The following is a 24,025-nucleotide window of genomic DNA, read 5'->3' as shown; positions in this document are numbered from 1 at the left end:
ACATTGTCTACTGGTGGCTCCAAAGGATTATCATGCGTCTGTGATTCTATCTCGACATCATGCTTAGAGTCGGGGACAAGGAAGACGTTTCCACGTTAGAAACGGTCTCCCTGAAGGAAGAGGGATTTCGTGAGGATGACCTCCGAGAGTGGATCATCAATAGTCCCGAGAGCATCCTTGGAGAGGACTTTCGACTGGTCGGACGGGAGGTCTCCGTCAAGCAGATCGGCGATGGTATCGACCTTCTCGCCATCGACCGAGACGCTAACGTGGTCGCCATCGAACTCAAACGGGGCGCGCTGAAGCCGAAGGTCGATTTTCAGGGACTCAAGTACGCCGCCTATACCTCGCACTGGGATTACTCCAAACTCCGCGACCAGTTCGAGAAATTCAAGTCCACGTCGTGGGGTCGGACGCTCTATGAAGAGGAAACCACGTTTACCGAGGTACTCGACGAGTTCTGCAACGAAGACTACACGCTCAATCAGGATCAGCGAATCGTCTTCGTCGGTGAATCCGTCCGCGAGCGGCTGGACATCGTGCTCCGGTGGCTCAGCGACAGATCGATCGACATCTCCGTCATCGAGTTCCAGCTCCTCAAGGACGGCGACCGGCTGTATCTTGACGCAGAGCAGACGATCCCGACACCAGAACACACCGTGACGGACGTAAGTCCCGACACCTCTGACGAGCCGTGGAAAGAGGACGGACAGAGTTGGCACCTCAACGAGCGTTCAAACGAGGAAACAGCCGATCTGCTGGAAGACGTTACAGCCGCGCTGCAGGAACTAGAGTTCCTCAATGGGCCGGAGTGGGGGCAGAAGCACTACGTCGCGTTCAACAAGGGACGAAAACGTCGCATCGCGATCCGGACGAAGCGTACGCTGTTCCACATCGACCTGTACGACGTCAATACGGCTTCGCTGGACGCTGCGGAGATTGCGGACGTACTCGGAATCGATGCTGAATCGGTTGCGGTTAAGGAGGATATGCGAGGAAGTGGTCGAAGCGGAGTGAGAATTACCTGTAAGCCGGATCAGGAGATCAATTTCGACGCGCTTGAATCACAGGCTCGGGAGATACTCGGCGAGACTACTGGGTGAGCTTATCCAGCATCTTGCTTTGAGAGCGAGATATACTGCTCATTCGTAAGTGGCGAGTCGAGGTGATCGTCGTTGAAGAAGCGGAGAACAGCCCAAACATCTCGCTTGTCATCCATCTTGATGGACATCTCTCCGTCACCGTTCTCCTCGAACTTCACGTCGGTATCGAAGTTATCGCGGATATACGTTGCGTCGTCTAAATCCATATCCTCGTACACGCCGCGTTCGTGTACCTTGTACATCAGTCTCAGCACACGGTTGTTCCCGTAAACCGCCTCCTTGAACATATCAAAGTCGTGGAACGGAATATCCGTCTCCTCGATCCGGTCTAAGACGTCGTCTGCGCACCGCTCATATTCTGCGAGATAATCAAATACCTTCTCGAACCGGGACTGGTCGAAGATGTACATCATACCATCGTAGTAGATCGAATCGACTCGGTCGGGGATCGAGATCAGCGAATCACCTACTTTGGTATGTTTCTCACTCCCAACCCGCATACGCGCTCGAGACGTTCGACCCATAATCTGGCGCCGACTGTAGTTCAGAAAGGCAATCGCCATCTGACGGTTGTCGGCATCCCGAATACGGATTGCTTGGAATTCGGGTTTCGGCGGCTCCGTATATGTAGTGTGACTGAACCGCTCCCCCTCCAGCAGACGTTCGAAGTTTTCGAATTGGGGGATGTTCTCCGTGGGTTCGTACTGAACGAAGGTCTGGTCGCGATCTCGGTTTTCGATGCCGTAATCCGAGAATCGAATATTGTCACTCTCGAGTGCGGATTGCTTGTGTTCAGCCTTCTCACGCACCAGACCTTCCAAATCTTCTGGGAGTTGTTGTCCTAACGGGATGCGATCAAAAGTGTAGTCATAGTCTTCGGTGCTCTCCTCGTCCAGACGAGCCAGCAGTAGGTCGATCCCAAGTTCGCTGGTATCGATGTCCTCGATCCGCTGGAGGAATGCGACCAGTTCGTCGAAGTGGTCTCGAGCGTCACCCCGGCTCGCTGAACTCATTATCTTGTGGTGATATAGACATCACTACTTATTCTTGCTGTATTGAGTGTCATATCATTCCCATCGAGTTCCTGCTTGGTGAGGAGGATTCGTCTGTCGTGCTCAGTTTCGATTTCGTAGACGCGGTAGCGGAAGCCGATCAGAACCGGATTGACGAACAAGCGGTTAGAGCGGATCACGATTGCAGCGACCGTGAGAAATAGCACGAGAAACGCCGCTACATCGTATATATTCGAGAACTCGAACACGATGAACGGGAAGATATAGACCAAGAGGTACTCTGTGAACATATCTGACCGATTTCGGTAGTGCTCGATTTCGCTCAACTGGCCCTGTCTCGTGCGATTCATCCGTATCATCAGAGCCAAGAAGACGACGCTAATCACGGTGAGAACCGAGAAACTGAGCGAAAGATAGGATAACTCAACAGGCCCGATACCGACGGGCTCCAGTTGGTACCCGAAAACAGAGTGGGTCGAATCGTGGGCGCGGAGGGCGACGATAGCGAAGAGCGGGCTATAGGAGCTCAAGAACAGGACGATCTTCGCCCAACTCGGAATACGCCCCATTAGGTTCCCTATGTTCTATTCGGAGGTCAAAGTCAGTTTTGTATCCACTCTTAGGACAATATCACGGATACTGACCCGGCCGCCGTCCGAGAGTATATGGACAATCTTCAAGACATCTTGATGACTCTGCTTGTAACATCACTGAGTTTCGCATGGACGGACAATCTACCCAACCCCGCAAGGCCCAGCTCGACAAGGAAGAGCGCGAGCATCTCGAGGATGTCGTCACCGAGATGCGCGACCGCGTCGAGGCGAACGTTCGCTACCAGCTTGAGGACGAGTACGACCTCGACGAGAAACCGGACGACGACGCGTCCCTGAGCGAAGAGCAGGAAGACCTTGTCGAGGCTATCGAACTCGAAGCCGCTGATGGCCACGACTGGGACGAAGCCCACGAACAGTACATCACGGGCGTCGGCTACACGATCGTCAATCGGCTGGCAGCGCTCCGCTGTATGGAGGTTCGGGACTTCATCGACGACGAGGTCACGGCCTTCCGCGACGACGGCCTCACGCCGGCTGCCGACCGGCTGGTTACGGAGGAGTTCATGCTCGAGGAGGAGGCCGTCCTCGAGGCCTATCGGAACGCATGTGACGACCTCGCTGAGGAGATCGAGATTCTCTTCGACCGCTCGACCGCCTACAGTCTAATCGACCCTGACGACGACACATTCGAAGACCTCTGTGGGATGCTCGATCAGGTTGCTGACGAGGTCTGGCGGGCCGACGACGTTCTGGGTTGGGTGTACGAGTACTACAACCGTCCCGTTGTCGAGGCGCTCGATGCGAAGAACAAACTCGAACCGGAGGACGTGGGGCCGGCGAACCAGTTCTATACGCCGCACTGGGTCGTCCGGATGCTCACCGACAATTCTCTGGGCAAGCTCTATCTCGAAGCCACAGGACAGGAGTCGGCGGTACCGGAGTTGGAGGCGCTCAGCCCCGAAGAGCGCAAGGAACGCTTAGTCACGCCGGAGGACAGCCCGTCCGTTCCCGAACTCTGTACGTACCTGATTCCGGATGAGGAGGCTGGTGACGCGCCTGAGTTCGACCACCCCTCGGAGCTGAGGGTCATCGACCCCGCTTGCGGGAGCGGCCATTTCCTCTTGTACGCGTTCGACGTGCTGGAGCGCATCTGGTGGGCCGAGACCGATCTCGACCGCGCCGAGATACCGGCGAAGGTGCTGGAGCACAACCTCTATGGCGTCGACATCGACCTGCGTTCGTGTCAGCTCTCGGCGTTCAATCTGTATCTGAAGGCCCGGACGCGTGCCGAGGAGGAAGACGGCCAGTTCGAGATGCCCAACGTCGACATCGTATGTGCGGATGCCCGCGTGGCAGAAGTCGAGGAAGGTGCAGAAGTGCTGGACGAGATCACCGGCGAAGGGACTGACCTGCGCGAGGCGCTGGGAGAGATCATCGACACATTCCAGCACACAGAAGCCCTTGGGAGTCTGCTCGACGTGGGTGGGACACTGGAGGATGTGTTCGAGAGCGGGCAGACAGGTCTCTCGGACTGGGGCGACGGGACGCACCAGTCACTGAACTCATTCCTAAAGGCACTCCGTGAGGCAGTCGACGAGCGTTCGTCAGATTCGTTCGGCGAACAGAACCTCAAGAGCTTCCTGAATTTGCTGGTGGTATTAACGCAGGAGTACGATGTGGCGCTAATGAACCCGCCCTATGGCGCAAGCGGGCGGATGCCTAAACAAGTCCGCAATTACGTGGAGGAACATTACACGTACACGGCAGAATACTACGTCAACTTTTTCGAAGTATGCAACAATCTCTCAAAGGAATTTGGCCGTATTGGGATGATTGTTCAGAGGTCGTTCATGTATAAAAGCAGTTTCACTAATTTCCGGGAAGACCTAATTGGCGAGATCGGTGCGTTTGACTTTCTGGCGGAATACGGGAACGATGTTCTTGACAAGGCTACAGTCAGAACAGCAGGTAGTGTCATCCGGAGCGGAAGCGAAATACCAGATGATGCAAAGGGTGTATTCTACCGACTACATGACTTAGATGCTGAAGACAAGGAGAACGGGTATCTCCGAGCAGCATTTAGCGATTTATCGGCAGAATCTGTTCCTCGAGAATACCGCCGAAAGCTATCCGAGTTTGAACTGATACCCGAAAGCCCCCTTTCGTATTGGGTTCCAGTAGGACTCCGTGAAATCTATGAGTCGGATACTGTATTCGATGCAGAGAATGCGAGAGTAGAACGGCAGAGTGTGGGAAATGTCAAGGTTGGGCTTCAGACCGGTAACGATGATAGATTTACACGTCGTTTTTGGGAGACTAGCTCAGACTACTGGGTTCCGTTTGCTAAGGGTGGTGAAGATGCATGGTTCCTCCCGAATGTTGACCGATGTCTTGGATGGGGAGACAATGGTGCAGAAATCGAGCGATATTCTGGGTCTTATCCTCGGAATAGATCATTCTACTTTGAAGAAGCACTCACGTACACGTACATGAAATCCAGCGGGAGGCGGTTCGGATACCTCCATCCGTCCTCAGTATTTGGCCACGCTGGTAACGTGTTTGTGCCTAAAAGTGACACATGGAAGGCACTATCCTATGCAAATAGTCACTTGATGACTTATCTAATGCTGTGTCAGACACCGGAGCGGCATTGGGAGGTCGGTAATGTATCGAAGGTTCCGTGGAATGAAAACCTCGAAGCAAGGGAGGAACTGGAAGGATCTGCGAAGAGAGTGATTGGTCATATAATAGCAGAACGTCAGCATGATTTCACATCTCCGCATTACGACACTCCTGTCCTGTTGTCTGGTCTGAATAGTAGCGATTCGCTTCCACAGTACGACCATCCTCATCGAGAGCTTCGTGAGGAACTCGAAAATGTCAACATAACAGAGGCCGCTGCGCCATCGGATTCACTTGAAGAGTTGGGTACAGAGGCGGCACGTCGTCTGGAGCAAATAGACGCGAATCTTCAATCCTACGCGAACGAGATGGATGAGGTTGTTTTCGACTGCTTCGATATTAGTGACGACCAACGCAAGGTAATCTTCCAAGAAATCGCCCTTCGAACTAATGACGATCCTCGCGAGCAGGAAGATTACGATCCCGAGGCCATCACGGAGCCGTCTGATGACTTCCCTGAACAGGTGAAAGACCTCCTTCTTCACTTTACGCTTCGTTCCATCAACGATACGGATGACGGCATCATCCCTATTCCCGACATCAACGGAAAGGATGGGATCCTTACACATATCCAAGAACAGTTCGAACGCGTCTGGGGCGAACACGCAACTGACCGCCTCGCAGAGGTCGACGAGGTGCTTGGAAACCGGAGCGCGAGCGATGAGGCATATCCGAACCTCCGCGCGTGGCTCGAAGAAGATCTGTTCGAGTACCACGTCTCGAAGTTCGATCGGACGCCGATCCTCTGGCGCTTCTCGACCGAAAGACTCGTCTCCGACCCAGAGGGCGAGGGCTTCGGTTGCCTTGTCGACTACCACCAGTTAGACGCGAGTATCTTCGACCGCCTACAGAACCAGTACCTCGAGCCGCGACGGACGCACCTCCGCGAACGAAGGGCGGCGGCAAACAGTCGCCGTAACGACGAATCGCTCTCGGCCTCCGAGCGCGCCGACGCCGCCGAGGAGTACGAACGGTGCGAGAGCGGCCTCGAACAGCTCAGCGTGTTTGAAGAACAGCTGGGCGAACTTGCCGAATCCAACCCTCGCGAGTGGCCCGAAGAGAATCAGGAGCGCGCCGCCGAGGCAGCCGAACGCGTCGGGGAGTTCCGGGAGCGGACAGCGTCACGGCTTGACACCCTCGAAACGCTCGCCGATCTGGAGGACGTAGATATGGAAGACCTGTTCAGCCCCTCGTTCTACGAGACTGTACAGGAGAACAAGGACGAGTGGATCGACGCCCTCAACGACCTGCAGGCTGCCTTCGAGGCCTACGCCGAGGATGGTTCCGAACCCGTCGAAGCACATCTATACGACCTCTTTGAGTACTACGACGATCTCGTCGGCTCCTCCCACTACGCGAGCAACGGGATTCTGTTCATGACGTACTACTTTGACCAGTTCGAGGACGCTGGGCAGGCCCAAATTGGGGATACCGGTGTCTCTGAACGTCAGCGGCTTCTCTCGGAACTTGCAGCCGACGTTGACGAGTACACGCAACTGGCCGAAGAGATCTCTGACGGTTGCGACGAGGTGGCTGCAGACATCTCCAACGACTGGGAAGAGCGTGCGCTCTCAGAGGTGACGACTACCGGCTACCAGCCTGTCCATAAGCATGGCGTCGCGATCAACATCACGCCGCTCGCGGAGAAGGACATCGTCCCGGAGGTCGTCGAGAACAAGGTGCTGTAAGTGGGAACGATGAGCAACGAAGTCGAATTTCCGATCGGGAAAGCGATTCTTTCGATGCTCTTCGGAGCATCGCTATTCCCGATCACCTACCCTATCTCGTACTTTTTCGGTTACCTCGGCGTACTGAGTTGGAACTCCGTCGTGATGTGGGGATTTCTTGGCCCGATGTTCTTCATCGGCATTCCAGTCGTGTTGTATGGTTTCCCCGAGCGGTTTGCGGAGAAGCTGACTGGTTACTGGCTAATCGTAGCTGGCATCGGGTGGGTTACACTCATCATTACAATGCAATTTTTCAATTCGGACGTTCCAGAGTCACGCATGAATGCCTACGCTATGGGGGCGACGTTGCTCGTTGTTATTTCCGCTATCTCGATAGCAGCCTACCTTGACTACACCAACGCACCGGTAGAAGAGTATCTCGACGGTCTCCTTACCAACTGACTATGCAAGCTAAACAGACCCTCCCCGACGCTGCGAAAGACACCATCCGAAGCGAGTTCGACCGAGCCGAGTCGTCCGACCCGATCGTTCTCTGGTGGGACGACGGGAACTACCTTGAGGACATCATTGAGCAGGCCTGTAACGAACTCGGCGTTCACCTAAAGGTCGCCGAGGAGACGCCGCTGGAACTCCGTGCGGATCCAGTCGACGGCGAACAGGTCTGGTACGTCCCACACGTCAAGGAGCCCAAAGACGCCGAGGGTGACTACGACTGGTTCCGCGACGTCGAGCACACGGGCGGCGAGGTGGAGATGAGCATTGAAGACCTCACCGTCCACGCGTTCGAGCGCGGGCAACTCGATGCGTGGGAGCTCAAAACCGCAACGCAGGCTGACGACCCCACAAAGCGCCGCGAGATCGCGCGGATCCTCCACGACCAGCTTACCGGCGGCCAGCTCCCGACGCTCGAGCAACTCCGCACGCAGATCGTCACCGGCGGCTACACCGATCCGGTCGCGTTCGTGCTGGAGAACGGCTGGGGAGACATCGACGACAGTCCCGACACCATCGAGCAGATGCAGGACTTGCTGACCAGCGAGGGCGTCGACGCCGTCGCCAGCGAGGACGAACCGGTGGGAATCGTCGCGGCGACGCGTCGATGGGCCGTCGCCGAGTGGCTGATCCACGCCGGCGCCGACGCCGAACGCTTCCCGAGGGAGTTCCGCGCCGAGACGGCCGGCGATCACGACCTCCCCGAGCTCAAGTCGCTTCTAAACAACACTACCTCGGCCAGCCTCCTCGCCGACCGCTATCTCGGCGAGGCGATCTGGCCCGACGTCGTCGCGGACGTCGACGACCCGTGGGAACTCGCGGACTGTATCGTCGACGCCGCGCTCGAACGTCGCCTCTGGGAGGGGTGGCACGCGTCGTTCGATGCTGGCGACTACGAGATGTGTCTCGAGCGCGCTGAGGAGCGGCACGACGCTCTCCTCGGGAGCGAGGACTTCCGCGGCACCTACCGCGGAGCCTACGGCCCGGACAGCCCGTGGACGCGGACGTGGGAACAGGCGGCGGAGATCGCCCGCCTCGCGCACCAGCTCGAAACGTGGGACGAGAACGCCACCGACGACGTCGTCTCGCTGTACGCCGATCGGGACGACGGCACATGGCAGATCGACAACGCGGTGCTCAACCTCGTCGTCGCGGGAGAGCCCGAGACCGACCTTCCCGACGACCATCCCGCGACCGCTGCGCTCGACGGCCTCCGGACGCAGCTCCAGTCGGAATACGTCGAGTACCTCGAAGACCTCGGCGACCTCGTCACCGATACCGTCGAAGCTGGTGCTCCGTTCGTCGACGAGGATCACTCCTACCAGTTCTTCACGAAGGAATCAGACGGCCTCGAAAGCGGCCAGACTATTGCGCTGTTCGTCATCGACGCCCTTCGGCTTGACCTCGCTCGTCGCCTCGCGGACGAGTTGCGTGACTACGTGGCGACGCTCCCGTCCGATGCTCCCGAGTTCGCCATCGACGAAGACGTCTGGCTCGGAACGCTTCCCTCGGAGACCGAGTTCGGGAAGGCTGCACTCACACCGGGAGAAATCCAGATGTTCGACGTCTCGCTGGTCGATGGCGAGTTACAGCCGCTGCGAAACAACCGTCGGGTGACGACCAACCGCCGCGAGTCCCTGTTGGGCAGCGACGGCTGGACGGTCACTCGCGAGGAGGAGGACGACGGCTGGCAGTCGACGCGTGTTGCCTACTTCAAGAACGACATCGACGACATCGGCGAGAAGGAACTCAGCGACCTCGAGGCGATGCTGGCCCGACGCGTCGACTCGCTCGCGGAGTTCATCGGCACGAAACTCAAACAGGGCGAGTGGGATCAGGCCTACGTGCTGACCGACCACGGGTTCGTCCTGCTCCCGGACAACGCCTCGCCGGAGAAGATCTCGCGCCCGGCGGAAGCGTCCGACTCCGGGCGCCGATGGATCGCCGGGGAGGATGTGGACGAGGATTCGCCCGGCGTGCTACTCGACTCCAGCTCTCGACTGGGGTACCTCGACGCCAACGTCAGCGTCCTTGCGAGCCCACTCAAGCGGTTCAGAAAGCAGGGGCTCGGTGACGCGCGATTCTACCACGGCGGACTTCTCCCACAGGAGTTCGTGCTTAACTTCATCAGCGTTACGCAGGGGTGAATTCAGTTCATGACCCTCAAATCCGAAGTTCACGACGACGTCAAATCCGCTTGTAGGAGCTACATCTCCTCAATAGAACAAGGTGAAGACGAAGTACCCTCTGACACAGTCTATCCGCTGACTGGGTCTGGATTGAGATTCAGAGAACCCAAGGAAGTAGATCGTCCTTCACTTGCACTAAGACGAAATCCGGGAGAGCACTATTCTTCCGAATTTGATTCTGTCTCCCAATATATTGCTGATGAGCTTGACTTTGAGATGGTTCCAGAAGTTGATATTGATGGCGAAGGTGATGCACATGTTGTCAACGCCGAGTTATCGGGAAGGATTGAGGATAGTCTGAGAGATTTCACAGGACTCGTTATGGATTATGCCGGCAGCTTTGAGTTCACTGATGCAGCTTTCGAGGCTGCTTATGACAACCAGTTTGAACCAGATTATGCCGATAGGGTGGAGTATGAGATACTCGTTCCGCTAAAAGGTGTTCGAGCAGGGTCGGACATCTCCCTAGGGACAAGTTTTCGGTTCGATAGTCAATTCGATGGCCCGTACCACATCTCGGACATAGCAGTAACAGACATTTCTGATACGGAATGGAACGGGATAGCGACATTTGACGCACCCTTCGACGCATCAAACAACGTTCAAACTCCGGAAGTCGTTCAAGACTACTCTTACTCGAAAGTATTGCGAGTAACTATTGAAAGGAGACGGCAGAATATCCGAGAGTACATTCTGGAGAATCGGGGTGAAGATCCCGATGAACTTCGTGCTGAATCCGTCTCTGTGTTAACGGTGGATAACCTCTCATATATGATCCATGACCATCTCGTGAGAGAGTTAGTAGATACAGTCGAAAGAACCTTCCACCATTACAAGCCACGGTGCGATCCCGGATTCGGAACTGGGTATATACTGTCTCCGAGTTGGATGTCATACCGCGACATTTCCGAGGACATCGTTGATGAATTGTATGTTGAGCGTGACGCGGGTCACGGTGAACTCGTACTTGAGAATGGTCAAAACGGTTTCAAGACATTTTGGGACAAGTATGCGTCGTACTTTACAGATCAAGACACCCATTACGACAAGCCCCTTGTAAGGTTTGAAGAGATGTTCCACAAGAGGAGGAACGAAGATGCGATTCTCGATTGCTTGATCGCGTTAGAGGGCACTCTTCTAAGAGGTACTCAAGGGTCTTCCTACACATTCCGGCTGGGGCTACGTGGGAGTTTCCTCCTTGATGGTTCAAACCAATTGGCGTGGAACCGTGAGAAAACGCGAGAGTTCCTTTCAGGCCTCTATGCGATTCGAGGAGAGATCGTACATCAAGATAGATCACTCGAGGATGCAATTGATGAAGTCAATAACAGTGAACTCGAGAATTATAACGCCTCATCTCTTGCTGAAGAAGCTCGTGTTGTTTTTGCGAGGATTATACTCAGATACATAGACCACGACATCAATCACGGATTGTCGATTGACGAGGTGAATCAACATATGGATCAGGCGGCACTCAACGCGTCTTATTCGCCGGGGCCATGAGATTGGAACACTGCGTTGAATGTACTATTCTCACATCTATGCAAAGAGAAACTCTTGTAGAGAATGTCACTCAAGAGACCATATCACAGGATAATCGAGGAGTCTCTCGATGACAGACTCTACTCAATTCTCTCCGGGGCAGCGGGTGATTCTCAACGGAGCGCCGGCCGAAGTCATCAAAACCCAAACGGTCGGAGAGATCGAGTATCTAAGAGCATTCATTGACGGCGAGGGCGCTAAAACTGTCTGTCTCGACGATGTCGAGATTCAACCGCATCGATCCGGGATCGAGGAGCTGTCCAATCAGCGAATCGATGATCTTCATCCTGATCACGATGCAGTCTCGGCACAGTGGTTCGACCTCCACACGCAAGCGACGAAACTCAAACTCGCCCACGAGCAGGGGCAGCTCTTGAGCATCTCGAACTCACTCGTTCGACTGGAGCCCTACCAGCTCGATGCCGTGAACTGGGTGATGCAGAAGCTTCGGCAGCGTGCGCTCATCGGCGACGACGTCGGGCTCGGGAAAACGATAGAGGCCGGGCTCATCCTCAAGGAACTCGCTGCTCGGAATCGCGCCGACCGCGTCCTGTTCGTTGTTCCCGCGCACCTGCAGAAGAAGTGGATTCGAGATATGGATCGCTTCTTCGACGTCGATCTCACCGTTGCAGACCGGGCGTGGGTCGAAGGTGAGCGCCGACGGCTCGGCGAGGAGGCCAACATCTGGAACCAAGACCAGCAACAGCTCGTCACCAGCATGGCGTTCCTGCGGCAAGACGAGTTCCGGCCCGCACTTCGGGACGCGTTCTGGGACGTCGTCGTGGTCGACGAGGCACACAAGACCGCAAAGCGGGGTGAGTCGCCAAGCAAGACGGCAAACATGGTCGATACCGTCACGGGGAACTCCGACTCGCTGCTGCTGCTCAGCGCGACGCCCCACGACGGCAAAGGTGAGGCGTTCCGCTCGCTTGTCGAGTACATCGACCCGTTCCTCGTCGCCGAGAACCGAGAACTCTCACAGGAGACAGTCGACCGCGTTATGATCCGTCGTGGGAAGACCGACATCTACGACGAGGATGGTGAACGCGTCTTCCCAGACCGGGAGGTCAACTCGGTATCGGTCTCGATGACGCACGACGAGCGGCAGTTCTACCGCGCAGTCACCGACTATGTCAAAAACGTCTACAACCGCTCGGAAAAGCTGAACGAACCCGCGGTCGGGTTCGCGATGGCGCTCATGCAGAAACGGCTGGTGAGCAGCGTGGGCGCGATTCACGCGACGCTCCGTCGACGGCTGGACGACCTCCTCGGCGAGGAGGCGGAAACGGACGGGCTCTCCGAGGAAGCACGGGCCTATCTCGACGGCGAGGATTTGGACGAAGACGACAAGCAACACGCGGAAGACGAGATCGCCGGCCTGACCGTCACCAGTACCGACGAACAGCTCCAAGAGGAGATCGATACACTCCGTGACCTCGTCTCGCTGGCCGAGGATTTGCCGGTCGACTCTAAAGCCCAGAAGGTCAGACGGTTCATCTCCCAACTCCTCGAGGAACAACCGGACGAGAAACTCCTGTTGTTCACGGAGTACCGGGATACACTCGACTACCTCCTCGAGTACGTGCAGGACGAGCCGTGGGCGGACGAGATTCTCGTGATTCACGGCGACGTGGACAAGGAAGAGCGGGCACGGATCGAAGACGAGTTCAACCACGGCCAGTCGCGACTCCTGTTCGCGACCGATGCCGCGAGTGAGGGGATCGACCTCCAGCACAGCTGCCACATCATGGCCAACTACGAGCTTCCGTGGAACCCGAACCGGCTCGAGCAGCGGATCGGTCGCATCCATCGCTACGGACAGGAGGAGGAGGTCAAGGTCTGGAATTTTCTCTTCGACGACACTCGCGAGAGCGAGATTTTCGAGATGCTCCAAACCAAGGTCGAGGAGATTCGCTCCCAGCTCGGAAACACGGCGGACGTGCTCGGCATCCTTGACGACATCGACGTGGACTCACTCATCATGGAGTCCATCGAGAACGACGAACCGCCGAGTGCGACCAAAGAGGAACTCGAGGAGATGATCGAAGAGCGTCAGCGGACGCTCGAGGAGTGGTACGAGCGGAGCCTCGTCGATACGAGCACGTTCGACGCGGAGAGTCGCCGGCAGATTCAGGAGGTCGTCGACGAGTCAGAGGATGTCTACGGGAGCGAGGGCGACATTCGCGAGTTCTTCGAGCGAGCAGTCGAAGCCTTCGGAGGCGAATTCGAGAAGCGCGGCACCAACCTCTATCAAGCCGAGTTACCGGACGGTATCAATTCGCCCGGCCAAGACGCGACGTTCGGCCCGTTCACATTCGATCGCGACTTCGCGATGGATCACGAGGACATCACCTACCTCGCTCCCGATACGGACGTCCTGCAACGACTCATGGCACGCGTGTTGGACGACGAGCGCGGTGAAGTCGGACTCAAACTGCTTCCGTTCGTCGACACACCGGGGATCACCTACAACTATCGCGTGGCGTTTGAGGACGGCACTGACGACGTGATTCGCGAGGAGACCATCCCCGTTTTCGTGGATGCTGCGCAGGGAGACGCTCAGCAGGCGCTTGGTGAACGTGTCGTTGAGGGTGACTCCGTAGCAGCAAAGCCCGACATCGACGACCTTCGGACAGTTCTCGACGCTCAATCCAATTTACGGACGGCTGCCGACCGGTATGTGAGCGTACGGATCAATGAGATCAAGAAGCATCTTCAGGAGAAGCGTCATGAGGAGACCGCTCGGGAGCTGGACAATCTCGAGGAATATGCACAGGCGGAGCGAGAACGGATCGAGTCCTTCATCGAGGAGTACGAGCGCAAATCCGACGCCGGCTCGGATATGGACATCGCCATCCGTGGCCAACAGGAGCGTCTCGAACAGCTCGAAGAGCGAATCGAGACGCGTCGCTCTGAATTAGAACGTCGAGAACAGGTCATCTCACTGGCGCCCGAGGTTGAGAACTACTGTTTGACTTTCCCTTTATGAGTATGTATGGCGCTTTAGCTAGTGCCGATTCAAACGTGAATGGGTAGATTCCTGTAGTACAGCGTATCCAATTTAATTCTGGTAGTTCAGGCTTGACACGCGTATGGAGCCACTTCGGTACTCCATTTACTGACGAAACTGTCTCGCCAAGAGTGAAGTGAGATGGAACTCTTGTTGAGTAGTATTCGATGAATAACACGCTTCTAACTGGTTCCCAACATTCACATCTGGAACAAGCTGCTTTTGAACGGGCGGACCAGGTGGCTGATGACCTTCTTGGTTCAATTCTCTACATAACGCGGAACGACGCTCGCCGGAGTATGGTTGAGGACCGCTGGGCCGCGTCCCACGAACCCCTCCGTCTTCGTGCCGAGACGCTCGACGCAGTCGTTCGGGAGTGGTACGAGCATCTCCACGGTCCGGTTCAACCCCTCTCCGGGCAGCTGAACCGCAGGCTGGCGGAGTACGCACTCGACAGACCGACAGCCGAAACAGATGGAGCTCTCGCCGGCGAACCCGCCTCGGCTGCTCTCGCGGATTCGTTCAGCAGCCGTTTCTCACTCTTCGACGACGCCGGCGTCGGGACCCCCGACGCATTGGCAGCGGAGTTCGAGGGCTCCGCTCTCGATGACCGTATCGCGACAGCCACTGTCGACGCGTACCGACACTACCGGAATCTCCACGCTGACTACGTCGACGAGTGGGTCTGTACCCGGGGAGAAATGTTCGACGCAGTCGCGACGACAGAGAAGTCACTCTCAACACTCTCCCCGGAACTGGATATCGTCGTCCTCTCCGGGTATCACGAGTTCCGCCCCGTCGAACGCCGCCTCATCGAACGCCTCGTCGACGAACTTCCGATGATTGCACTGCTGCCGCTCCATCAGGATGGTCGGAGCGGCGTCGACGCCGTTGCAGAGGACGCCTTGGAGGTCTACGACGCACTTGACTTTGAGACAGTAGAACTCGAGCCCGTCGACGAGTCAGGGCAGGCCTTCGGAACGATCACTGAAGCGCTCTATCGTCCGGACCCCGACACCGTCCCTTCTCCAGACGCTCTGCGATGGCGTGAACTCCCGACGCCCGAGCGCGAGATTCGCTTCGTCGCTCGCGAGCTCCGGACTGAGTTGGCCAATGGTCGCGATCCCGACGATCTGGCTGTCGTCGTCCCGGGGACCGAGGCCTATTCGGGGTACGTCGAGGACACGTTCGATACGTTCGACATCCCGCACGTCACGACCGCCGCCTCACAGCTGAACCGGACGTTTACCGGGAGCGTTGTACACGACCTCCTGAACCTCGCCGAACCCAACCCCCGTGCTGAGGACCTCACGTCCCTGTTCGCAAATCCATTGGTCGACGTCGTTGACACCGACCAGGCCAACGCTGTCACGGCAGCTGCTCGCCGGCGCGACACGGTTTCTGTGTTATCCCTGCTCGATGACGTCGACGACGAGGCGGCGGAACTGATCGAGAACCTACTGGCAACGCTAGAGACGCTCCGAACAGGCGACGTCGAGGGCGCAACCGAGACGCTCCGACGACTGTTGGACGAACGGTTCGACCTGGAGGGGGCGACGGAGGACTACGCCAGCGGCGCCGAGCAAGCCGTCGAACAGCGAGCCTACGACCTCGTAGACGAGGTCCTCTCCTCGTTCGAGTCGCTGGCGGCGGTCAATAGCGATCTCTCCCCGTTGGCACTGTTCACCCGTGCGTTCGATGGTGTTCCGATCCGGGTTCCGCAGCGCGCTGCTGGCGGTCACGTCGAAGTGATGGGGTTGCTCGACGCCCGGATGCGCTCGTTCGAGAAGGTGTTTCTCGTGGGACTGACGAGCGAGCACTTCCCGGTGACGCCGGAACGCCCGGCCTTCTTCGAGGAGATGACCGACGCCCATCCGCGATTCGACACCGGCGACGAACGACTCCGTGGCCGCTATCTCTTCGCGACGCTGCTCGCGAATGTCGACGAACTTACGATCACCACACCAGAGACGGGCGACGACGAGTCCGCCGTCGTCCGGTCGCCGGTCCTCGACGAACTCCAGCGCGTGACCGGCATCGAACCCGAAGACGGCGTCGACGACCGCGTGGGCTCTCGCGAAGATCTCCAGCGCCACGTCGCTGCAACGGCCGACCGGCGTGCGGCAGTAAGCCTCGCCGGCGACCGAGGTGATTTCTCCCCTGAGCAGACCAAGCGCACAGATCGGGGACTCCACTGTGCGGACAACATGGGAACGGCTGGCCTCTCCGAACACGATGGCGTGTTAGAACCCGAGACCGTCGCTGAGGTCTATCCTCCGTCGGAACGAGAACCCTACAGCGCGAGTCGGATCGAGCGATACGTCGAGTGTGGGTTCAAGTTCTACGGCGAGAAAGTGCTCGGAATCGAGGACCCCGACGACGTTGAGGTCGTCCCCACGCCCCTCGAAACCGGGTCGTACGTTCACGATGTTCTCGAACGGTGTTTCGCGGATTTGCAGGACGAGACCGAGGGTGGTGTCGATCTCACGGACTTTAACCGGGACGCTCTGGCGACGCACCTTCGCGAGATTGCCGTTGATGAACTCCGGGATGCTGACTTCGAGTACGACGGCCTGTTCTACGAACGGTGGAAGGCGGAGCTGTTCGCGGGCCTGGGTGAGGGCGAGAGCGCTCCGTACGAGGCCGGGAGCAAACCCCACGACGCACCGGAACAGGGATTGTTCGCTACCTTCCTTGACAACGAACTCGCGCGTGACGGCGCCGCCCGCCCACACCTGTTCGAGGCTCCGTTCGGTGAGGGGCTGCCCGACTCGGATGCTGGGCCGTTCACGGTTGAGCGACCGGACGGCTCGACTGTCTCGATTCGGGGATACATAGACCGCGTTGACGTGGGTCGGGATGGCGAACAACCGACGCTCACGCTTTACGACTACAAGACTGGACGGGCACCGTATATGACGAAGACGACCGGCGGCACGAAGTTCCAGCTTCCCATCTATCTGCTTGCTGCCGCCGAGGTCGTCGACGGTGATCTGTTCGAACAGGGCTCGCTCTCGGCGACATACTATCAGGTGCGACCGCCAAACGACCTCAAGGTTCCACGCGGCGTCGAATCGAAGTTCGATTCAGAGGTCGAACTCCGCCGGTTCCTGAACGATGTCGTTCCGGAGTGGTTGGGCCAGATCGACGAGGCGATCGGCAACGGACGGTTCCACACGACGCTTCTGTCCGCCCGCGGAGCGAACTGCCGATACTGTGACTACCGTCGGGCGTGCGATGTCCGCCATCACCGCAAGCGGGAGTTTGTCGACGAGGTGCACGAGGACGATACAGCGTATGTTCCGCTCCGTGTTCGCGACGACGAGGACATCGAGGCGGTGATGAGCGATGACTGAGGGCCCCGAGGAGATTCAGCTCACAGATGAACAGGAGGACGCGCTCGTCCAGGGCCGGAACGTCGCGATCACTGCCGGCGCCGGGACGGGGAAGACGACCACGCTCACCGAGCGGTACGTGACGATACTGGCCGACAACCCGTCGCTCACGCCGGAGAACATCGTCACGATCACCTTCACGCGAAAGGCTGCTGCCGAACTGACCGAGCGCGTTCGAGAGGAGGTGTACGACCGGCTCGAGGCTGTTGACTCACCAGAGGCCTACCACCGCTGGCGAAACGTCCTCGACGATCTGGAGGACGGCTATGTCCACACCATTCACGCGTTCTGTACCCGGCTCCTGCGAGAACGGGCCGTCGAGGCTCCGGTCCCGCTCGGCTTCGACGTACTCGATGAAGACGGCGCTGCGACACTCCAACGCGAAGTCGTGACGGAGTTTCTCGAACGCAACCAGGACGATGATGACGTCGCGCTCCTCGCTCAGCTTTGGGGTCGCGACCAGCTGGTCGATGTACTCACTGGACTACTCGATGAGCGCCCACAGAGCGAGGCGGTCCTCGAGGAGTGGCGTGATGCGGAGGTCGACGACTACGTCGATATCTGCTGGGAGGTCGTTTGTGATCTCGACGTCGCCGACGCCCGACAGACGCTGTATGCGGACGGACTCCTTGGCCAGCTACGTACGGTTGCGGACCGTGTCGACCGCGAGGGCGCTATCGCCGACGAAGACGGTCTTCGGGCCTACCGGACCTTCTCTGAGGTCGCGACGACACTCTCGGACGACCCCGAGGAAAGCGATCCTCGCGACTGTCAGCGGGCAATTCTCGAGCTGTACGAGGTCTGTGAGAAGAAGAACGGCGGCCTGTACAGCAGTTCGGGGTACGTCGTCGGTGACTGGGACGATTGGGGTGAGTACGGTGACGTCTATGACGACCTGAAGGACGCCATCGACGCGGTCATCGCGGCCGTCGAACCGCACGCGGATGCGGTCGAGACGACGCCGGGGGAACTGGAAGCGAATAGCGCTCACTACGCGTTGGCTCTGATGCGGGTCTTCGACGACGTCCTCGCAACCTACACCGACGAGAAGGAGCGCCGCGATACGCTCGACTTTCCCGACGTGATCGAGACGACCCTTGAGTTCCTGCGAGCCAACGATGCCGTCACGGAGCGGCTTCGAGAGCAGTTTGCGGCCGTGATGGTCGACGAGTTTCAGGACACGGACCCGCGTCAGTGGGATTTGGTCAAGCTCCTCACGGGCGTTGACGAGCAAGCGGCGTCGAACGTCTTCCTGGTCGGCGACGAGAAACAGAGCATCTACGGATTCCGTGGGGCCGACGTGACGACGTTCGGGGATGCGCGCAGAGAACTCCAGACAGTCAACGAGGCTCGTGGGGTTGACGACGTTCCCGACAGCGACGGCGAGAGTCCGACCGCCCTCGAACTCTCCGGGAATTTCCGGACGCTGGACGAGCCGTTGTCGTTCCTGAACGAGCTCTTCGAGTACCTGTTCCAACCAGAAGGTGACACCCACGAACCCTACGAAGCGCCACCTCAGGGACTGAGTACGCAGCGCGACCGTGTCGAGGACATCGAGGGTCTGACCGGGAGCGTTGAGTATCTCGCTGTGCCCGACGACGCCGATACGGCAGCGGAGCTCTTCGGCGACGACCATCCGGTCGCCGAAGGTGCGCTGGACCACACTATCGAGGCCGAGGCGCAAGCGCTCGCTGCTCGACTGACCCACCTGTTCGACGATCCGCCGAGAGTCCAAGACCCCGATACAGGTGTCCATCGTGACGCTACTCCCGACGACACGGCTATCCTCCTGCGCCGGCGAACTCATCTGGATCGGTATCAGCGCGCCCTTGAGGAGTACGACATCCCCTACACTGTCGTCGGTGGCGTCGGATTCTACGATACGCCTGAGGTCCAGGCGCTCACGAACCTGCTTCGAGTACTCGGTGATCCACAGGACGACGTCTCCCTCTACGGGGTGCTTCGTTCGCCGCTGTTCGGATTCGCGGATGATCGCCTCGCACCGGCGGTCGCAGAGGCTGATTCAGTGTGGGGCGCGCTCGCCGAGACGGACGATCCACAGCTCGCGGACGCGTTCGACCTCCTCACGACGTGGCGGACCCTCAGCGGCTGTGCGACGCCGTCCGAAGATGGCGTCCTCCCGTGGAACCGCTTGCTGTCCCGGGTGATCGACGACACCGGGTATCTGGCAAGTGTGAGTGCAGATGAACGCGGTCGACAGGCCGTCGCGAACGTCGAGAAGTTCCGCGACCAGGTCCGTACTTGGAGCGAGAATGGTGTTCACACAGCTGCCGGGTTGCTCCACCGTATCGACCGCCAAGCCGAGATCGACCCTCGTGAGGGGGAGGCAGATATTCCGGGTGACGCCGAGGGCGTCCGGATTATGACGATCCATTCCGCGAAGGGACTCGAGTTCCCAATCGTCACTATACCCGATCTCGGAAGTGACCTCAATTTCGGGCGATCCGTCGATGACCACGGCTATGTCCGCCTCGTCGGGGGGACAACTGATGCCCCACCAATTCCTGCAGTGGGTGGTCCCCACCCCAACGATGCGTTCTCAATCGAGAAGACTGCAGTCCACGAATATGCCAATCGCCGCATGCTCCCGCAAGAGCGTGCGGAATCCAAACGACTGCTCTACGTGGCCTGTACCCGAACTCGGGACCACCTGCTGCTGTGTGGAACACACGACATCGATATCGATGAGTCTGGCCACATCGAACTCGGTGAGCCAGATGATTTCGACGACGCCAGTCGATGGCGGGATTGGCTCCAGCCCATTCTGTTTGACGACCATGAGCTAGTCGCTGAGGCTTTCCACGATGGGGCTACCGACGCTCGAATTGGTGATGCCCCATACACCATTCAGGCGCCATTTCGGCCGGTTGAATGGCAATCTGAGGCTCCGACTGAAGAGTTAGACCCTGCGATTACTGTCCCTTCCCCGCCGGAACGTCAGGCTGCCGTTCGCGTTGCCGCGACGACCCTCGTCAGTGCTGTTGCGGATGCCTCCGAAGACGGACACAGCTACACGTCGGGGGATGGGACAGTCGGATTGAGTCCCACCACCTTTGGAACTGTTGTCCATCGGCTCAATGAGCTCCGTCCCCCACGAGAAGAGTGGCCCTCGTTTATTCGTCAATTAAGTCGTATGGGGAGCGAGGAACCGACGGATGACGATCTCCAAGCGGCCGTGAGCCATGCCCAGGATGCGATCCAGTTCGTCGATGAAACTGAGGCGGACCTCCCACTCGAAGCGACCTATGACGAGTACTCAGTTGTCGCTCGTCTTGATGATTCCCGCATAGTGGGTGATATTGACCGTCTTCTGGTCACTCCTGATGCGTATCATATCATCGACTACAAGACGAACGATCTTTCGTCGACGACGACTGATACCCTCGCTGACCACTATCGGCCGCAAATGCTTGCCTACGCTCTCGCGCTCTTCCAGCACGATCCCGCCCGGCAGGTTCGTGCTTCACTCCGGTTTACCGATGTTGGGGTGGAAGAACGGTTTGAGTGGCAACGGAGTGAACTGACTGATATCGAATCTGAACTTCGCTCTATGTTGGAGCTCGTCTCCTGAGCCACATTTACTGATTCTATCCTAACTATTCTAGAGTAGTGAACTATTCTGGAATAGCGTGTAGCTTTGGAATAGAATACTATTCGGACTATTCACCACAGAGTTAAGTTGAGAGGGGTTGATACTGCTGAATAGTATGAGTGGCTCAGATAGCAAGAATAGCATAGATAGAACGAATAGCCCAAATAGCCCATATGATTCGGTACAGACCGATGGGAACTCTCGGGCTGTTTCGGTGTGTATGCTGAAGGGAGGCGTCGGCAAATCGACGATTGCGGTCAACCTCGCCCGACAACTGGCCGCACACGAACACGATGTCCTCCTCATCGATCTTGACCCGAACGGTCACGCGTCCGTTGGGCTGGGGTTTGACGACCAGTATCACAACACCGAGGAAACAATCGGCGACGTCTTCTTCGACGATGCTGACCCGACTTCTGTTGTCTACGATACCAGCTACGAGTTCGATATTCTCCCGTCCAGCGAGGATTTAGAACAGGTCGAGCGGGAGATCGTCGTGGGCGACGTGTTCCAACCCTCTGCGCTGCTCAAACGGGAAGTCGTCGACCCACTCCTCGGTGATACGTACGACTATATCGTCACGGATTCGCCGGCGTACCGGTCCCGACTCACGGACAACGCGCTCGTCGCGACAGCGAATCTCGTGCTTCCGCTCGCCCCGGGGAACGAGGCGATGGCCGGCTTGGAGCGAACCATCGAGCGACAGATCTCACCGCTTCGGCAGCATATGGACGTCGACGTTCTGTCACTGGTTCCGAACATGTTGAGCGGCCGTATCGACCAGCAGACTCAAGATCGACAGCTCCTCGAACGTCTCAACTCGCACGATAACCTTCAGGACCGCATCCCGAATTTCGCGAGAATCACGGACTGGGAGGCTGTCGACGCCGGCGATCTCAAACCCTCACCGGGCATCCGGGACCGAACCAGCATCACGAAGGCCTATGGCGAGCGCAAACCCCTGCTGGACTACGACCCTGACTGTGACCAGTTGCAGTGTTTCGACGAGTTGGCGCACATCGTCGAGGCAGGTGAGGTGGTCCGCCATGTCTGACGACGATCCGTTTGCCGACCTCGGGGAGACACTCGAAGATGAACCGGACGACGAACCCCAGGATACGGATGACGCGTCTGAATCGGGAGGCGACGAGGAGACGCCCTCTCAGGAACCCGTCGAACGACAAAACCCGATGACCGATTCAGCGTTCAGCTATGAGGCCGCTAAACAGCGGCCTTTCTACGCTCGGGAGGCTACGATCGAGGACTTCGATTCCTGGCTGAAGTATGAACTAGAACGCGAGCTCAACCAGCAGGGCTACCAGAACATCGTCGTTCGGGAAATGACTGATGCTCTTCTCCGAACCGTCGTGGAGGAAGATCTCGTAGACGAAGTGGCCGAACGATTCGAACAAGCTCGCGAATCTGCTTCTTCAGAATCGGCTGAATAGCGTACTATTCCGAAATAGAAAACTATTCTACAATATCCCAACAGCAACCTCAGAATAGTCTGATTCCGCCTCTATACGGTGGACTCAGTTGGAGCCCATAACTTCGGAGGATGGATCTCATGCGGGCTTTTTTCTCGCAAAATCTCTGATTAAAACCCCGCTAAATCAATAACGATCTGTCATTCGAGTACCGCATCAGCAGACCCTTGATTCACAGTGAACTGTTCGCGTGAACTTCGTCGAACAAGTCTGTAACCCGTTGTTCGATATTGTTTCGAATCACACGGACCTGATCGAGATCTTGGCCATCAGGATCTGTTAGCGCCCAGTCGCGAACATCTATCTCTTCAGCATCGAGTTCGAGTGTCGAACAGCCCATTGTGGCGACGACGTCACATGATTCGAGCTCAGTCGTTGAGACTTCTCGGGGGACTCGATCCGAGAGATCGATCTCGTGGTCTTGCATGACCGTCACGACTTCGTCGTGGACGCTGTCGGCGGGGTGAGTACCACCGGTAATGATCTCAACACTGTCTTCAAGTCCACGACGGTCACGCTCGCGTTCGGCAAACGCTGTCGCCATCTGACTGCGACCAGCATTCTGTACACAAACGAATCCTAGAGTAACCGGCAAATCATCACTCATAAACACCAGAATAGATGCTGTCGACTTGAGACCTTATATGTGATGTATGTACGTCTCAATAGGTCGACACGGGTCTGAGAGTACTTCTCAGACAGCCCATCAAGAGCCGTTGTACCTGAAGTAACAGCTATACCGATCCCTCTCGCTTGTGGAGGTGTGACTGAATCCGATGAGCGGACGGACCACCAGATCGCGTTCGTTTGTGTCCAAAACGCAGGACGGAGCCAAATGGCGGCGGCGTTCGCTGAGCGCGAGCGTGACCGTCGCAGTGTGGGCGATCAAATTACGATCGTTACCGGTGGCACACAGCCCGCAGATCACGTCCACGAGATTGTCGTCGAAGCAATGAGAGAGCGAGACATCGATCTCAGCGACCGAACGCCGCGAGAGGTGACGCCAGACGAGCTACAGGCGGTCGATCTCGTCGTCACGATGGGGTGTTCGGCATCGGACGTGTGCCCGGCGACGTGGAACGGCGAGAATCGCGATTGGGGGCTCGACGATCCCCACGAGCGTCCGATCGAGCAGGTTCGTGAGATTCGTGACGAGATCGAAGAACGTATCGTCTCGCTGTTCGACGAACTCCTGTCGCAAACTCCGTCCGCGGAGTGACGATTGGCAGGGTCGTCAGCCGGAACGGCCCCTATGAC

At 57.7% G+C, this 24,025-nt stretch carries 14 protein-coding genes; 11 read left to right on the top strand and 3 right to left on the bottom strand.

The features are described 5' to 3' along the window. Positions 1–59: 59 nt before the first annotated feature. Positions 60–1,103 (top strand): endonuclease NucS domain-containing protein, encoded by a 1,044-nt coding sequence (locus JRZ79_RS24030; protein WP_205252855.1) that lies wholly within the window; start codon positions 60–62, stop codon positions 1,101–1,103. 2 nt (positions 1,104–1,105) lie between these two features. Here the strand turns inward: JRZ79_RS24030 and JRZ79_RS24025 are convergent, their stop codons facing one another. Together JRZ79_RS24025 and JRZ79_RS24020 are read right to left on the bottom strand one after the other, a co-directional pair. Next, positions 1,106–2,116, bottom strand: a complete 1,011-nt coding sequence (locus tag JRZ79_RS24025; RefSeq protein WP_205252854.1) for a Kiwa anti-phage protein KwaB-like domain-containing protein — start codon at positions 2,114–2,116, stop codon at positions 1,106–1,108. Next, a complete protein-coding gene (locus JRZ79_RS24020; RefSeq protein ID WP_205252853.1) occupies positions 2,116–2,685 on the bottom strand; it encodes a hypothetical protein in 570 nt (189 codons plus the stop codon). Before JRZ79_RS24020 ends, JRZ79_RS24025 begins: the two co-directional genes overlap by 1 nt. Positions 2,686–2,837: 152 nt before the next feature. Here JRZ79_RS24020 and pglX point away from each other — a divergent pair, with 152 nt between their 5' ends. The 9 genes from pglX (at position 2,838) to JRZ79_RS23975 (ending at position 22,729) form a co-directional block, all read left to right on the top strand. Continuing rightward, complete coding sequence (gene pglX, locus JRZ79_RS24015) at positions 2,838–7,040, top strand: BREX-5 system adenine-specific DNA-methyltransferase PglX (RefSeq protein ID WP_205252852.1); 4,203 nt, start codon at positions 2,838–2,840, stop codon at positions 7,038–7,040. 9 nt (positions 7,041–7,049) lie between these two features. Beyond that, positions 7,050–7,481: a hypothetical protein gene (locus JRZ79_RS24010; protein WP_205252851.1), complete on the top strand. Its 432-nt coding sequence runs from the start codon at positions 7,050–7,052 to the stop codon at positions 7,479–7,481. 2 nt (positions 7,482–7,483) lie between these two features. After that, a complete protein-coding gene (gene pglZ / locus JRZ79_RS24005; RefSeq protein ID WP_205252850.1) occupies positions 7,484–9,679 on the top strand; it encodes a BREX-5 system phosphatase PglZ in 2,196 nt (731 codons plus the stop codon). Between the two features lie 9 nt (positions 9,680–9,688). Then, on the top strand, positions 9,689–11,224 hold the full coding sequence (locus JRZ79_RS24000) for a hypothetical protein (protein WP_205252849.1): 1,536 nt from the start codon (positions 9,689–9,691) through the stop codon (positions 11,222–11,224). Positions 11,225–11,333: 109 nt separating this feature from the next. Next, the gene (locus JRZ79_RS23995) at positions 11,334–14,252 is read left to right on the top strand and encodes a helicase-related protein (RefSeq protein ID WP_205252848.1); all 2,919 of its coding nucleotides are present in this window, start codon (positions 11,334–11,336) and stop codon (positions 14,250–14,252) included. Between the two features lie 320 nt (positions 14,253–14,572). Further along, positions 14,573–17,629, top strand: coding sequence for a PD-(D/E)XK nuclease family protein (locus JRZ79_RS23990; protein ID WP_205252847.1), 3,057 nt, complete (start codon positions 14,573–14,575; stop codon positions 17,627–17,629). Next, positions 17,622–21,260, top strand: coding sequence for a UvrD-helicase domain-containing protein (locus JRZ79_RS23985; protein WP_205252846.1), 3,639 nt, complete (start codon positions 17,622–17,624; stop codon positions 21,258–21,260). The genes JRZ79_RS23990 and JRZ79_RS23985 overlap by 8 nt, the downstream gene beginning before the upstream one ends. A gap of 241 nt (positions 21,261–21,501) precedes the next feature. Continuing rightward, positions 21,502–22,335: a ParA family protein gene (locus JRZ79_RS23980; protein WP_231546375.1), complete on the top strand. Its 834-nt coding sequence runs from the start codon at positions 21,502–21,504 to the stop codon at positions 22,333–22,335. Further along, positions 22,328–22,729, top strand: a complete 402-nt coding sequence (locus tag JRZ79_RS23975; RefSeq protein WP_205252845.1) for a hypothetical protein — start codon at positions 22,328–22,330, stop codon at positions 22,727–22,729. Before JRZ79_RS23980 ends, JRZ79_RS23975 begins: the two co-directional genes overlap by 8 nt. 211 nt (positions 22,730–22,940) lie before the next feature. On the opposite strand, the gene JRZ79_RS23970 is transcribed toward JRZ79_RS23975, so the two are convergent. Then, positions 22,941–23,375, bottom strand: coding sequence for a low molecular weight phosphatase family protein (locus tag JRZ79_RS23970; protein ID WP_205252844.1), 435 nt, complete (start codon positions 23,373–23,375; stop codon positions 22,941–22,943). Between the two features lie 228 nt (positions 23,376–23,603). On the opposite strand from JRZ79_RS23970, the gene JRZ79_RS23965 reads away from it, so the two are divergent. Then, positions 23,604–23,987, top strand: a complete 384-nt coding sequence (locus JRZ79_RS23965) for a low molecular weight phosphatase family protein (RefSeq protein WP_231546374.1) — start codon at positions 23,604–23,606, stop codon at positions 23,985–23,987. Positions 23,988–24,025 lie beyond the last annotated feature (38 nt).

This window comes from Halobacterium sp. BOL4-2 (genome assembly GCF_016917835.2).
GTDB lineage: Archaea > Halobacteriota > Halobacteria > Halobacteriales > Halobacteriaceae > Halobacterium > Halobacterium salinarum.
This window is presented reverse-complemented; position numbering and strand designations above follow the sequence as displayed.